Annotated in this window: 13 protein-coding genes; 11 read left to right on the forward strand and 2 right to left on the reverse strand. The window is 65.2% G+C overall.

Annotation, left to right across the window (positions count from 1 at the left end; translation table 11 throughout):
- Positions 1-94 precede the first annotated feature (94 nt).
- The 10 genes from QZL87_RS12485 to QZL87_RS12530 all read left to right on the forward strand — a co-directional run bounded on the left by QZL87_RS12485 (position 95) and on the right by QZL87_RS12530 (position 9613).
- Positions 95-1894: a DUF885 domain-containing protein gene (locus tag QZL87_RS12485; RefSeq protein ID WP_295319837.1), complete on the forward strand. Its 1800-nt coding sequence runs from the start codon at positions 95-97 to the stop codon at positions 1892-1894.
- Between the two features lie 126 nt (positions 1895-2020).
- Positions 2021-2878, forward strand: a complete 858-nt coding sequence (locus QZL87_RS12490; RefSeq protein WP_295319839.1) for a helix-turn-helix domain-containing protein — start codon at positions 2021-2023, stop codon at positions 2876-2878.
- A gap of 467 nt (positions 2879-3345) precedes the next feature.
- The gene (locus QZL87_RS12495; protein WP_295319841.1) at positions 3346-3855 is read left to right on the forward strand and encodes an Rrf2 family transcriptional regulator; all 510 of its coding nucleotides are present in this window, start codon (positions 3346-3348) and stop codon (positions 3853-3855) included.
- Positions 3852-5339 (forward strand): Fe-S cluster assembly protein SufB, encoded by a 1488-nt coding sequence (gene sufB / locus QZL87_RS12500; protein WP_295319843.1) that lies wholly within the window; start codon positions 3852-3854, stop codon positions 5337-5339. The genes QZL87_RS12495 and sufB overlap by 4 nt, the downstream gene beginning before the upstream one ends.
- Before the next feature lie 98 nt (positions 5340-5437).
- A complete protein-coding gene (locus tag QZL87_RS12505; protein WP_362989349.1) occupies positions 5438-5809 on the forward strand; it encodes a DUF559 domain-containing protein in 372 nt (123 codons plus the stop codon).
- 2 nt (positions 5810-5811) lie between these two features.
- Positions 5812-6651, forward strand: a complete 840-nt coding sequence (gene sufC, locus QZL87_RS12510; RefSeq protein WP_295319847.1) for a Fe-S cluster assembly ATPase SufC — start codon at positions 5812-5814, stop codon at positions 6649-6651.
- Between the two features lie 124 nt (positions 6652-6775).
- On the forward strand, positions 6776-7516 hold the full coding sequence (locus tag QZL87_RS12515; protein ID WP_295319850.1) for a SufD family Fe-S cluster assembly protein: 741 nt from the start codon (positions 6776-6778) through the stop codon (positions 7514-7516).
- Positions 7517-7596: 80 nt separating this feature from the next.
- The gene (locus tag QZL87_RS12520) at positions 7597-8781 is read left to right on the forward strand and encodes a cysteine desulfurase (RefSeq protein WP_295319852.1); all 1185 of its coding nucleotides are present in this window, start codon (positions 7597-7599) and stop codon (positions 8779-8781) included.
- Entirely contained in the window at positions 8778-9257 is a 480-nt protein-coding gene (locus tag QZL87_RS12525; RefSeq protein WP_295319854.1) for an SUF system Fe-S cluster assembly protein, read from the forward strand. The genes QZL87_RS12520 and QZL87_RS12525 overlap by 4 nt, the downstream gene beginning before the upstream one ends.
- A complete protein-coding gene (locus QZL87_RS12530; RefSeq protein ID WP_295319856.1) occupies positions 9257-9613 on the forward strand; it encodes an iron-sulfur cluster assembly accessory protein in 357 nt (118 codons plus the stop codon). Before QZL87_RS12525 ends, QZL87_RS12530 begins: the two co-directional genes overlap by 1 nt.
- Here the strand turns inward: QZL87_RS12530 and QZL87_RS12535 are convergent.
- Entirely contained in the window at positions 9610-10326 is a 717-nt protein-coding gene (locus QZL87_RS12535) for an extensin family protein (RefSeq protein WP_295319858.1), read from the reverse strand. The genes QZL87_RS12530 and QZL87_RS12535 overlap by 4 nt on opposite strands.
- Before the next feature lie 68 nt (positions 10327-10394).
- Between QZL87_RS12535 and QZL87_RS12540 the strand changes: the two genes are divergently transcribed.
- Positions 10395-11939 (forward strand): tryptophan halogenase family protein, encoded by a 1545-nt coding sequence (locus QZL87_RS12540; RefSeq protein WP_295319861.1) that lies wholly within the window; start codon positions 10395-10397, stop codon positions 11937-11939.
- On the opposite strand, the gene QZL87_RS12545 is transcribed toward QZL87_RS12540, so the two are convergent.
- Positions 11940-13328, reverse strand: a complete 1389-nt coding sequence (locus QZL87_RS12545; RefSeq protein WP_295319864.1) for a cation:proton antiporter — start codon at positions 13326-13328, stop codon at positions 11940-11942.
- Positions 13329-13485 lie beyond the last annotated feature (157 nt).

A 13485-nucleotide genomic window follows, 5' to 3' on the forward strand; every position in this document is an offset into this window, starting at 1 on the left:
GAGCCGGACGCTATGGCAAGCCCCCCGCGGGCCAGTATGAATGCTTGAAAAAAACCGGGAGAAAATCGTGTCGCACCTTCGCCTTGCCGCCAAAATGTCCACCGGCCTGCTGCTGCTCGCCCTCGCGGGCTGCGCCCCCGCCGCGACCGAAAGCGCACCGGCGACCGCCTCGACGCCCGCCGCGGCGGCGCCCGCTGACGTTCCCGCCGGCGCCCCGCTCGCCGAATTCTTCCAGAAATATGACGAGGCGCAGCTGTCGCTGTCCCCGCAGACCAAGGCGTATCGCGGGATCCGCGACGGCGACTATGGCGAATGGGACGAGGTGAGCGACGAGGCCGAGGTCGCGCGGCACAAGCTGCAGCAGGCGACCGCCGCCGCGATGCGCGCGAGCTACGACCCCGCCAATCTGTCGCCCGACGACGCGCTGTCGTTCGAGTTGTTCAACGCGCAGGCGGCGCGCGAGGAAAGCCTCTTCCCCTTTCGCCATCACAATTATCTGTTCAACCAGATGCGCGGCGCGCAAAGCCAGATGCCGGCCTTCCTGATCAACATCCACCGCGTATCGAATACCGCCGAGGCCGAGGCCTATGTCGAACGCATCCGCGGCATGGGCCCGGTGATCGACGCGCTGACCGCGCAGTCGGCCGAGCGCGTGAAGCTGGGCATTCAGCCGCCCAAATGGGTCTATGCCTATGTCATCTCCGACATCGAGAATCTGCTGAAGCCCGACAATGCGCTGATCGAGGACATCACCGCCAAGGTCGGCAAGCTCGACATTACGGCCGCCGAAAAGACGCGGCTCGTCGAGGCCGCGAAGGCGGCGTGGTCGGCGAGCGCCGGCCCCGCCTACACCCGCCTGCTCGCCGAAATGAAGCGCCAGCAGCCCGGCGCGCCGACCGCCGACGGCGTGTGGCGGCTGCCCGACGGACAGGCCTATTACAAGGCGCTGCTCGCCAATTACACGACGACCGACATGACCGCGGCCGAGATCCACGACCTCGGCCTCGCCGAAGTCGCGCGCATCCACGGCGAGATGAAGGCGATCATGACGAAGGTCGGCTTCAAGGGCACGCTGCAGCAATTTTTCGTCCACCTGCGCACCAGCCCGCAATATTTCCACACGACGCGCGAAGCCTATCTCGCCGAGGTCGATGCGCGGGTGAAGGCGATGGAGGCGCGCCTCCCCGCCTTCTTCAACACGCTGCCCAAGGCGCATCTGCAGGTGAAGGCGGTCGAGGCGTTCCGCGAGAAATCGGCGGGCAAGGCCTTCTATCAATCGCCCTCGCCCGACGGCTCGCGCCCCGGCACTTACTATGTCAACCTCTACGACCTGCGCGACATGTCGAAGACCGAGCTCGAGGCGCTCGCCTATCACGAAGGCGTGCCGGGGCATCACCTCCAGCGCGCGGTGCAGACCGAACTCGCGGGCCTGCCGCCCTTCCGCCGCTTCGGCGGCTTCACCGCCTATACCGAGGGCTGGGGCCTCTATTCCGAGGAGCTTGCAAAGGACATGGGCTTCTACACCGATCCCTACAGCGACTTCGGCCGCCTCGGCATGGAGCTGTGGCGCGCGTGCCGCCTCGTCGTCGATACCGGCATCCACGACAAGCGCTGGAGCCGCGAACAGGCGATCCAGTATCTGAAGGACAATACCCCCAACCCCGACGGCGACATCGAGAAGGCGATCGAACGCTATATCGTCTACCCCGGACAGGCGACCGCCTATCTGATCGGCAAGCTCAAGATCATGGAACTCCGCGGCCGCGCGCAGGCGGCGCTCGGCGGCAAATTCGATTTCCGCACCTTCCACGACGTCGTGCTCGAATCGGGACCGGTGCCGCTCGACGTGCTCGAACGGCGCGTCGACAACTGGATCGCCGCGCAGAAGAGTTAAGGAAGTTGACGATTGGCGCTTGACGCGCGGGAACGAAAGGCAAATGATTTCCCGGATAAGAAGGCAGCCGGGGAAAGGCTGTCGGGGTCTGGGTCCATGTCGCAAACTTCATCCCCGCCTGCGGGCGTGGACGGCAGCGCGCCGTTCGAGCTGCATTATTTTCCGCCCGATCCCGATCTGGCGGAGATGGTGTCGAGCTTTTACTTCGCGCGCGTCAACATGCCGCGGTTCGACGAATATGAACGCGCCGACCGGCCGCAATTCCGCTTCGTGACCGCCGCCGATGGCGAATATATCTTTGCCGACGCCCATCATGCGCCGGTTTGCAGAGCGAATATCGTCGGCCCGACGAGCGGGCGCGTGCGCGCGATCAGCAACCGTCCGACGCAGATGTTCGGTTTCGGCATGCTGCCCGCGGGCTGGGCCGCGCTGATGGGCGACGATGCCGACAAGCTGACCGACCGCGCGATGGATGCCGCCGACCTGTTCGGCCCGTGGATCGACGAGGTGGCGACGGCGCTCGAAAAGGCCGCGAGCGTCGAGGAAAAGCTGGTCATCGGCAATAATTTCGCGCGCGAGGTGCTGACGCGCAACGAGCAGCCGCCGATGTGGTTCATTCGCATCGTCGACGGCTGGCTGACCGCATCACCCTCGCCCCAGGTTCCCGAGCTGGTCGAGGCGACGGGCATGTCGATCCGCTCGGTCGAACGGATGACGAAACATTATTACGGCCTGTCGCCGCGGATGCTCGCGCGCAAATACCGCGCGGTCCGCGCCGCGTCGGCGCTCGCGCGCGGCGAAGGGCTCGATGCGGCCCAGCTCGGCGACGCCTTCTACGACCAGTCGCACCTGATCCGCGAGATCAAGCGTTTCGCCGGCGCGACGCCGGGCCAGCTCGGCAAGCCGACGACCTACACCGAGGCGACGACCAAGGGCCGCAAGCAGCTCGCCGGCAAGGTCAGCCCGATCGTCTCCGAAACCTGAGCCGTTAACCTTCAAAAATTACGCCGCATGTCGTTTTGGCGTTTCCATACAATCGCGAATCGTCGCGGGGGCATAATTCCCCCCTGCGACCCAGAAGAGCTCATCCTCTGACGAGGACTTGAGACCTTCATCTTGGCACTCATTTGGCTTCGGCCGGATGGGTGCCATTTTTTTTGGCGTGTATCGAGTGATTATGGGCTGGGAAGCTGCCACATCAAATATTCGTCATTCCCGCGAAAGCGGGAACCCAGAGCGCGCGTAGGCTGATCCCACGCTGGGTTCCCGCTTTCGCGGGAATGACGAAATAGGAAAGCGCGCCGCAATTATCGGTCGAAACTCTCCCGCCCCACCCTCATCTTTACCCCGCCCAACCACGGCTTGCTTGCACCCCGCGACCGCCTCGCCTATATAAGTGGAGTAATTTACTCCAGTTAAGAATCGTTCGCAATTGCGGGCGGAAGAAGAACATGCGCCTGTCCAACCTTGCCGATTATGCCGTGGTGCTGATGAGCGCCGCCGCCCGCCAGTGCGGGTCGGTGCCGATTCACGCGGGGATGCTCGCCGGACAGACGGGGATTCCCGGGCCGACCGCGCAGAAGCTGGTGAGCCAGCTCGCACGCGCCGGGCTGCTCGTTGCCTCGCGCGGCAGCGGCGGCGGGGTGCGACTCGCGCGGCCCGCGGCGGCGATCAATGTCGCCGAGATCATCGAGGCGGTCGAAGGGCCGATCGCGCTCACCGCCTGCTGCGACGAGGGGCGCCACGACTGCGGTTTCGAGGGAAGCTGCCAGGTCCAGCCGCATCTGGGCGTCGTCAACGGCGCGGTGCGCGGGGCGCTGGCGGGGATCAGCCTGGCGAGCCTCGTTAAGCCCCTCCCGCTTGCGGGAGGGGTTTGGGGAGGGCCTGTAGCGGCTCCCGGTTCCACGAACATTCCCTCCCCCAACCCCTCCCGCAAGCGGGAGGGGAGGATAGAAGCATGACCGACCCTATCGAACTCCCCCTCAAGGACCAGGCTGCGCACGACGCCGCCGCCAAGGTCGCCGATTACGAGCATGGCTGGTCCTCCGCCATCGAGACCGACTTCGCGCCCAAGGGGCTGACCGAGGACACGGTCCGCTTCATCTCGGCCAAGAAGAACGAGCCCGAATGGATGCTCGACTGGCGGCTGAAGGCGTTCCGCCACTGGCAGACGATGGAGACGCCCGACTGGGCGAAGCTCAACGTCCCGCCGATCGACTATCAGGACGCCTATTATTATGCGGCGCCCAAGGCGAAGCCGAAGCTGTCGTCGCTCGACGAGGTCGATCCCGAGATCCTCGAGGTCTACAAGAAGCTCGGCATCCCGATCGAGGAGCAGAAGGTGCTCGCCGGCGTCGAGGGCGCACGCAAGGTCGCGGTCGATGCGGTGTTCGACAGCGTCAGCGTCGCGACGACCTTCCGCGAGGAGCTGAAGCGCGCGGGCGTGATCTTTCTCTCCATCTCCGAAGCGATCCGCGAATATCCCGAGCTGGTGAAGAAGTGGCTCGGCAAGGTCGTGCCGATGCACGACAATTATTTCGCGACGCTCAATTGTGCGGTCTTCTCCGACGGCACCTTCGTCTATGTGCCCGAGGGCGTGCGCTGCCCGATGGAGCTTTCGACCTATTTCCGCATCAATGCCGAAAATACGGGGCAGTTCGAGCGGACGCTGATCGTCGCCGACAAGGGCGCCTATGTCTCTTACCTCGAAGGCTGCACCGCGCCGATGCGCGATGAGAATCAGCTCCACGCCGCGGTGGTCGAACTGGTCGCGCTCGACGATGCCGAGATCAAATATTCGACTGTCCAGAACTGGTATCCCGGCGACGCCGAGGGCAAGGGCGGCATCTATAATTTCGTCACCAAGCGCGCGCTCTGCCAGGGCAAGCGCAGCAAGGTATCGTGGACGCAGGTCGAAACCGGCAGCGCGATCACCTGGAAATATCCGAGCTGCGTCCTCAACGGCGACGACAGCGTCGGCGAATTTTATTCGGTCGCGGTCACCAACAATTACCAGCAGGCCGACACCGGCACCAAGATGATCCACAATGGCAAGCGCACCCGCTCGACCATCGTCAGCAAGGGGATCAGCGCGGGCAAGTCGAACAACACCTATCGCGGCATCGTCCGCGTCGCGCCCAATGCCGAGGGCGTGCGCAACTTCACCCAGTGCGACAGCCTGCTTTTGGGCGATCAGTGCGGCGCGCATACGGTCCCGTATATCGAAGTCCGCAACCCGAGCGCGACCGTCGAGCATGAAGCGACGACGAGCAAGATCAGCGACGACCAGCTTTTCTACGCGATGCAGCGCGGGCTGGGGCAGGAAGAGGCGGTGGCGCTGATCGTCAACGGCTTTGCCAAGGAAGTGCTGCAGCAACTGCCGATGGAGTTCGCCGTCGAGGCACAGAAGCTGCTGGGGATCTCGCTGGAAGGATCGGTCGGGTGACAAGCCTTTCGCCCACCGATCAGGCCAAACGCCTATCCACCCCTCCCCTTCAGGGGAGGGGCCGGGGGTGGGGGCTATCGGCCTTGGACCTCGCCGAATTGCAGAATCGCGCCCGTCAAATGCGCAACAACCCGACCGAACCCGAAAAGCGGCTGTGGCGACATTTGTCGAACGGCCAGCTTGAGGGACATAAGTTCCGTCGCCAGCAGGTCGTTGGATGGTTCATTGCCGATTTTGTCTGTGTACCGGCGAAATTGATCGTCGAAGTCGATGGCGATACGCACGAAGAGGCCGTAGATCGCGCCCGCGATAAGACGCTGGCAGAGCAAGGCTATCGCACCCTTCGCGTTACAAATCATGATGTGATGTCCAACGTGGATGGCGTGTTGACCGTCATTTCTGAAGCGTTGCGTAAGGCTGAGAGCCCCCACCCCAACCCCTCCCCTGAAGGGGAGGGGCTTGAAAGATGACCATGCTCAAAATTGAAAACCTCCACGCCACCGTCGCCGACAAGCCGATCCTGAAGGGCCTGTCGCTCGCCATCAATGCGGGCGAGATTCATGCGATCATGGGGCCGAACGGCGCGGGCAAATCGACACTGTCCTATGTTCTCGGCGGCCGTCCAGGCTATGAGGTGACCGGGGGGTCGGTGACATTTTCTCCCCTCCCGCTTGCGGGAGGGGTCGGGGGAGGGTCTGTTTCGGCAGCGTCCAAACTCGACATGCCCTCCCCTAACCCCTCCCGCAAGCGGGAGGGGGATTTGGACCTCCTCGCCCTCGACCCGCACGAGCGCGCCGCCGCCGGCCTGTTCCTCGGCTTTCAATATCCGGTCGAGATCCCCGGCGTGTCGAACGTCCAGTTCCTGCGCGAGAGCCTCAACGCCCAGCGCAAGGCACGCGGCGAAGAACCGCTGTCGGGCGGCGATTTCCTGAAGCTCGCGCGCGAGAAGGCCGAGCTCTTGAAGCTCGACATGGACATGCTCAAGCGCCCGGTGAACGTCGGCTTTTCGGGCGGCGAGAAGAAGCGCAACGAGATGGTGCAGATGGGCATCCTCGACCCCAAGCTCGCGATCCTCGACGAGACGGATTCGGGCCTCGACATCGACGCGCTGCGCATCGTGGGCGACGGGATCAACGCGATCATGCGCCGCCCCGACAAGGCGGTGCTGCTGATCACCCATTATCAGCGCCTGCTCGACTATGTGCAGCCCGATTTCGTCCACGTCCTCGCGGCGGGGCGCATCGTCAAGTCGGGCGGGCCCGAGCTGGCGCTCGAACTCGAACGCGAAGGCTATGCGGAGATCGCGGCGTGAGCGTCAACCCGCGCCTTCCTTTCTATCGTCATGCCGGACTTGATCCGGCATCCCGCTTTTTCGGCGCCGAAGGAAGCGGGACCCCGGATCAAGTCCGGGGTGACGAAGTGCGGGAGTTCGTCGTTTGACCGTCACCCTCCCCACCCGGCGCGACGAAGCGTGGCGCTATAGCGACATCGACGCGGTGACCGCAGCGTGGCCGCTGCCCGCGCCCGAGAGCATCGTCGTGCCCGCGGGCGGCGACTTCAAACGCGCGATCGTGCAGGACGTATCCGCCTCTGGGGCAGCGATCCATCAGATCGAGATGAGCGTCGGTAAGGGCGCGACCGCGTCGCTGCATGTGCTCAACATCGGCGGCGCCTATGGCCGCATCGAACTCGCCGTCACGCTGCACGAGGGCGCCGATTTCACGCTCGGCGCGGCGCAGATCGGCGGCGGCGAGCAGACTCTCGAGATTATCACCACCGTTACGCACGCCGAACCCGGCGCGACGTCGCGGCAGATGGTGCGTTCGGTGCTCGGCGGCACCGCCACCGGCACCTATCTCGGCAAGGTCGCCGTCGCGCGCGACGCGCAGCAGACCGACAGCGAGCAGGATGTGAAGGCGATGCTGCTCGAGCGCAGCGCGACCGCCAACGCCAAGCCCGAGCTCGAAATCTTCGCCGACGACGTCAAATGCGCGCACGGTTGCGCTATCGGCGAGCTCGACGCCATGGCGCTCTATTACCTCCAGTCGCGCGGGATGCCGCCGGCCGAGGCGAAGAAGATCCTGCTGCAGGCGTTCGTCGCCGGCGTGTTCGACGGGGCCGAGGATGAGGCGCGGTTGCAGGCGCTCGCGCTGGCGAAGCTGGGAGAATTGGTGTGAGCGGCGCCGACATTTCATCCCCCCTCCCGCTTGCGGGAGGGGTCGGGGGAGGGCCTGTTTCGTCAGCGCCCGGCCTCGACATGCCCTCCCCTAACCCCTCCCGCAAGCGGGAGGGGGACATCAGGGCCGACTTCCCCGGTCTCACCCCCGGCTGGCATTATCTCGACACCGCCGCGACCGCGCAGAAGCCGCAAGCCGTCATCGACGCGACGGTCGCCGCGATGGGCCGCGACTATGCGACCGTCCATCGCGGCGTCTACGCGCGCTCGGCCGACATGACGCTCGCCTATGAAGCGGCGCGGCGGCGGATCGCGACCTTCATCGGCGCGCGCGAGAATGACGTGACCTTCGTGCGCGGCGCGACCGAGGCGATCAATCTCGTCGCTTACTCGCACCCGAAGAAGGGCCGCGTGCTGCTGTCGATGCTCGAGCATCACAGCAATATCGTGCCGTGGCAGCTCGCAGGCTGGCAGGTCGACGTCTGCCCGCTGACCGAAGACGGCCGCATCGATCTCGACGCGGCCGCGAAAATCCTGACCCCCGAACATAATATGGTTGCCTTCGCCCACGTCTCGAACGTGCTCGGCAGCCCGCTCGACGTCGCGCGCGCCGCCGAACTCGCGCACCGCGTCGGCGCCGAACTGCTGATCGACGGCTGCCAGGCGGTGCCGCGGCTGCCCGTCGATGTCGCCGCGCTCGGCTGCGACTATTATGCCTTCTCGGGCCACAAGCTTTACGGGCCGACCGGCATCGGCGTTTTGTGGAGCGACAAGCTCGATACGCTCCCGCCCTGGCAGGGCGGCGGGTCGATGATCGACCGCGTGACCTTCGAGCGGACGACCTACGCCCCCGCGCCGACGCGCTTCGAGGCGGGCACGCCCGCGATCGTCGAGGCGCTCGGGCTCGCGGCGGCGGTCGATTATGTCGAAAGCATCGGGATCGAGGCGATCCACGCGCACGAATGCGCGCTGGTCGGCAGCTTGCGCGACGCCCTCGCACGCAAGAATAGCATCGCCCTCTATGGTCCTGAAAACAGTTCAGGAATTGTCAGCTTTTCGATGGCGGGGGTTCATCCGCACGACATCGGCACTATCTTGGACGAAAGCGGGGTCGCGATCCGCGCCGGGCACCATTGCGCGCAGCCGCTGATGGAGCATCTCGGCGTTCCCGCGACCGCGCGCGCGAGTTTCGGCGTGTACAACAATGACGACGATGTGGCGGCGCTGATCGACGGCCTCGCCCGCGTCGAAAGGATTTTCGGATGAGCGAGAACGGAATTCGGATCGAGGAAGTGGAAAGCGTCGCGGCGCCGCCGAAGGCGCGCGTCGAGGATGTCGAGACCGCGCCAGAAACGATGGGCGCGAAGCTCGAGCGCAAGCGCGACTATCTGGAGGGCTTCCTCGCCGCCAAGCCCGCGGCGGCCGATCCCGGCGCGGTCGGCGGCGATCTCTACGAAGCCGTGATCGACGCGCTCAAGGAAATCTACGACCCCGAAATTCCAGTGAACATCTACGATCTCGGCCTCATCTACAATGTCGAGATCGATGAAGGCCATGTGCTCGTCACGATGACGCTGACGACCCCGCATTGCCCGGTCGCCGAATCGATGCCGGGCGAGGTCGAACTGCGCGTCGGCGCCGTGCCGGGGGTCGGCGACGCCGAGGTCAACCTCGTCTGGGATCCGCCCTGGTCGCCGCAGAATATGAGCGACGAGGCGCGGCTCGAACTGGGGATGCTGTGATGACCGAGACCAACACCCGCGCTCGCCCCGCCGCCGTGACGCTGACGCCGAACGCCGAGGAGCGCATCGCGAAGCTGATGGCATCGGCGCCCGAAGGCGCGATCGGCGTGCGTCTGTCGACCCCGCGCCGCGGCTGTTCGGGGCTCGCCTATTCGGTCGACTATGTGACCGAGGAGCAGAAGTTCGACGAGAAGATCGAGACGCCGGGCGGCACCTTCTACATCGACGGCGCGTCGGTGCTCTATCTGATCGGCAGCGTCATGGACTGGGTCGAAGACGACTTCGCCGCAGGCTTCGTGTTCGAGAATCCGAACGCCAAGGGCGCGTGCGGCTGCGGCGAGAGCTTCACCGTCTAGCGGCAGACCGACCAGCCGCCCGTCCGCGCCGCCATGTCGAAATGGAAATGATTGGCGTGCGCCGCATCATGGTCGGGAGAGAGGACGGTGCTGAACAGGTCGCACGATCCGTCGCGGACGTCGTGGAGGAATTCGCTGCGCTTGTCGCCGGGTTCCCAATCATTGATCAGCGCGATCCGCGTCCCGTCGGCGAGGACGAAGGCGGAGATGTCGATCGCATTGGCGGTCGAATGCTCGCTCTGCGCCTGCTGTCCCGCGATCTTGCGGCAGTTGTAGCTGCCGAGATTTTCGAGCTCGACCACTTTCTGCCCGAAATATTTCTGCGCCAGCGGCTGGACCACGTCGCGGTCCCAGATCGCCAGCGCCGCGGTCACCGCGCACCCCGGCGCCGCGCCCGCGGGCCGCATCGTCGGTACGAAGCGGTTGCCGGTCAGGATCATGCGCTGGCTCGCGCGGCACATCCCGTCGCCGACGGGCGGCCGCCGCAGATAGCCGGCACCCGCGCGGTCGAAGGCGGCGAAGCAGGCGGCATCGTCCCCGGCGAACGCGATCAGCTTGCGGCGCGTCGCCCATCCTTGCGGATGCGCGAGCTCGAAGCGCGCGCCGGGGAAATGCTGGGGATGGTCGCGCGCCCACTGCATGCCGAAAATCGCGCCGATCGTCAGCAATATCGCGGCGGCGAACCAGATCAGATAGGGGCGGAGAGTCTTCATGGGTTTCGCTTCACCGGTGCCGCAAATTACCGCTTGGCGAAAGCATTTTGCGGCTCGATAGGTTCCGCATGGCGACACGCTCGATCCTGATCGTCGGCGGCGGCACAGCGGGATGGCTGACCGCCGCCTATCTCGCGCGCTTTTTCGACCTGCCGCGCAACCCGCGCCTGTCGATCACCCTGCTGGCGTCGGACGAGATCGGCAGCATTGGCGTCGGCGAAGGCGCCTTTCCGACGATCCGCGATACGCTGCGGTTCATCGGCATCGACGAAAGCGCGTTCGTGCGCGCGACGTCGGCGACCTTCAAGCAGGGCATCCGGTTCGACGATTGGGTGCGCACGCCCAAAGCCGGCCGGTCGAGCCATTTCCTGCACCCCTTCGAGCCGCCCTTTCATGGCGACGGACACAGCCTCGTCGCCTATTGGCTGCTCCAGGAAGAAAAGACGCGGCGGCCGTTCGCCGAGGCGATGACCATCCAGAACCGCGTCGCCGAAGCGCAGCGCGCGCCCAAACGCCCCGGCGAGGGTGAGTTCAGCGGGCCGCTGAACTATGCCTATCATTTCGACGCCGCGCGGCTCGCCGGAATCCTCTCGGCACAGGCGAGCGCGATGGGGGTCGCGCATCTCGGCGGGACGCTCACGGGGGTTGCACTCGATCCCGAAAGCGGCGCGATCGATCATGTCGTCACCGCCGAGCATGGTCCGCTCGCCGCCGACCTTTACATCGACTGTTCGGGTTTCCGCGCCGAACTGATCGGCGGCGCGTTGCAATCGCCTTTCCGGCGCGTGAAGCACCAGCTGTTCACCGACCGCGCGCTGGCGTGCAAGCTGCCCTATGACCGTCCCGACGTGCCGATCGAAAGCTATACGATCGCCGCGGCGCACGAGGCGGGGTGGATATGGGACATCGGCCTGGCGGGCGCGCGCGGCCTCGGCTGCGTCTATTCGAGCGATCATCTCAGCGACGATCGCGCTGCGGAAATCCTCGCGAACTATACGGGCAGACGGAGCGATGACGTCGCCGTGCGGTCGATTCCGTTCGAGGCCGGCTATCGCCCCGCCGCATGGGTCGGGAATTGCGTCGCGGTCGGGCTATCGGGGGGCTTCCTCGAACCGCTCGAATCGACGGGACTCGTGATGATCGAGACCGCAGCGGCGATGATCGCGGAGATGTTCCCGCTGAACGGGCCGGTCGCCGCGCCGGCGCGGCGGTTCAACGAACTGATGGCGGCGCGCTACGACAATATCATCAACTTTCTGAAGCTCCATTATTGCCTGAGCCAGCGCCGCGAGGCCTTTTGGCGCGACAATGGCGACCCGGCGTCGATCCCCGACCGGCTGGCGCAATTGCTGGAGGAATGGCGCTATCGCCCGCCGAGCCGCTTCGATTTCATCCTCGACCTCGAAAGCTTCGCGCCCTTCAACTATCAATATATCCTCTATGGCATGGAGTTTCGCACCGATCTGTCGCCGGTGCGCGAGGATTTCCCCGACGTGGCCGAGGCCGAACGCATCTTTGCCCGGATCAGGAGCTTCGGCGACCGCGCGGCGAACGAACTGCCGGCGCACCGCGCGATGATCGATCAGATCAACGCGGGCGCGGCAACAGCCTGATCAGGCGGGTTCGACCGCCAGCTGGCCCGCGCCCTGCGGCGCTTCGGGTCCGTCGGTGCCGAGTTGGCCGAGTTCGCCCGTCTCGCGCGCCTTGCGGCCATAGACGATCTCGAACAGCGGCCCTGCCATCACGGTGGTGATGATCGCCATCAGCACCATCATCGAGAAGAGCGTCGGGCCGATGATCCCTTTTTGCAGCCCGATGTTGATGATGATCAGTTCCATCAACCCGCGCGCGTTCATCAATGCGCCGATACCCATCGCGGTCCGGTTGTCTTCCCCAGCGATCCGCGCCGCGAGCCAGCAGGCGCCGAATTTCGCCGCGATCGAGACGAGGAGGATGCCGAAGGCGAGCGCGAGCAAGGTCAGGCTGTTCACCGTGTCGAGCCGGGTGTTGAGCCCCGAGTAAGTGAAGAAGACCGGAACAAGCAGGATCGTGATCGGGCTGATCTTGCGCTTGATCTCTTCGGTCAGCTTGCCGCGCGGCATGCAGGCGCCGAGGATGAAGCCGCCGAACACCGCGTGGATGCCCGCGGCGTCCATGACGAAGGCGCAGAGCGCGAAGAGCATCAGCACGATCGACAGCATCGTGTCGCTCATTTCGCCGCGTTCCTCGACGATGCGGCCGAGCGGCACGAGCAGCCGGCGTCCGATGAAGAACATGAAGAGCGCAAAGCTGAGCCCGCCGACGATCGCGATCAGCGCGATCCCGGGGCCGCCGCCGAAGGTCGCGAGCACGATCGCGAGCACGCACCATGACACCGCATCATCGAACGCGCCGGCGGTCAGCGAAAGCGTGCCAAGCGCGGTGTCGGCAAGGCCGCGTTCGTTGATGATGCGCGCGAGCATCGGGAAAGCGGTCAACGCGATGCACGCGCCCATGAACAGCGTCGCGCCGCCCTGGCTCAGCCCCTCGGTGAAGAGGCCGGGAACATCGAGCAGAAAAGGTGTGATCAGCGCGGCGAACAGGAAGGGCGCGACAATGCCGGCCGCCGACACGCCCATCGCGCTTTTCGCCTTCGACTGGAAATGGTCGAGCCGGAGCGTCGTGCCGACGAGGAACATGTAGAGCCCGACGCCGACCTGCGCGCAGACATAGAGGATATTGCGCGTTTCCTTAGGGAAGAGCGCCGCCTGAAATTCGGGAAAGAAGAGGCCGAAGAGCGAGGGGCCGATGAGGACGCCCGCGATCATCTCGCCGACCACCTGCGGCTGGCCGAGATATTTTTTTGCGGCCCAGCCGACGGCGCGGCAGACGAGCAGAATCACCGCGATCTGGAGAAAGAAATGAATGCTGAAATCGGTCGGCGTATAGCTCGCCGCCGAATGAACCGCGGGCCCGTGCGCACCGAGGACATCGCCGATTGCACCGAGCAGCTCATCGAACATATTTAATACCAATTTCCCTCTCCCACCGTAACGCCCGCGATCTGAATAACGCCGCGATGCGCCCGTTCCCGCTATCAGGAGACATGAAAGCGCCGCCGGCGCAACCGCAGAAACGTGATTGGGCGCGCCCGCTGCCCTCGATTTCGGGCACCGCGAT

The sequence above is a fragment of the uncultured Sphingopyxis sp. genome, from assembly GCF_900078365.1.
Taxonomy (GTDB): domain Bacteria; phylum Pseudomonadota; class Alphaproteobacteria; order Sphingomonadales; family Sphingomonadaceae; genus Sphingopyxis.

What these genes read in the sequence shown, in the direction of transcription:
- QZL87_RS12485 (WP_295319837.1), top strand. Translation starts at nt 95, where the DNA reads ATGTCCACCGGCCTGCTGCTGCTCGCCCTCGCGGGCTGCGCCCCCGCC.
- QZL87_RS12495 (WP_295319841.1), top strand. Translation starts at nt 3,346, where the DNA reads ATGCGCCTGTCCAACCTTGCCGATTATGCCGTGGTGCTGATGAGCGCC.
- sufB (WP_295319843.1), top strand. Translation starts at nt 3,852, where the DNA reads ATGACCGACCCTATCGAACTCCCCCTCAAGGACCAGGCTGCGCACGAC.
- sufC (WP_295319847.1), top strand. Translation starts at nt 5,812, where the DNA reads ATGCTCAAAATTGAAAACCTCCACGCCACCGTCGCCGACAAGCCGATC.
- QZL87_RS12520 (WP_295319852.1), top strand. Translation starts at nt 7,597, where the DNA reads ATGCCCTCCCCTAACCCCTCCCGCAAGCGGGAGGGGGACATCAGGGCC.
- QZL87_RS12525 (WP_295319854.1), top strand. Translation starts at nt 8,778, where the DNA reads ATGAGCGAGAACGGAATTCGGATCGAGGAAGTGGAAAGCGTCGCGGCG.
- QZL87_RS12530 (WP_295319856.1), top strand. Translation starts at nt 9,257, where the DNA reads ATGACCGAGACCAACACCCGCGCTCGCCCCGCCGCCGTGACGCTGACG.
- QZL87_RS12535 (WP_295319858.1), bottom strand. Translation starts at nt 10,326, where the DNA reads ATGAAGACTCTCCGCCCCTATCTGATCTGGTTCGCCGCCGCGATATTG.
- QZL87_RS12540 (WP_295319861.1), top strand. Translation starts at nt 10,395, where the DNA reads ATGGCGACACGCTCGATCCTGATCGTCGGCGGCGGCACAGCGGGATGG.
- QZL87_RS12545 (WP_295319864.1), bottom strand. Translation starts at nt 13,328, where the DNA reads ATGTTCGATGAGCTGCTCGGTGCAATCGGCGATGTCCTCGGTGCGCAC.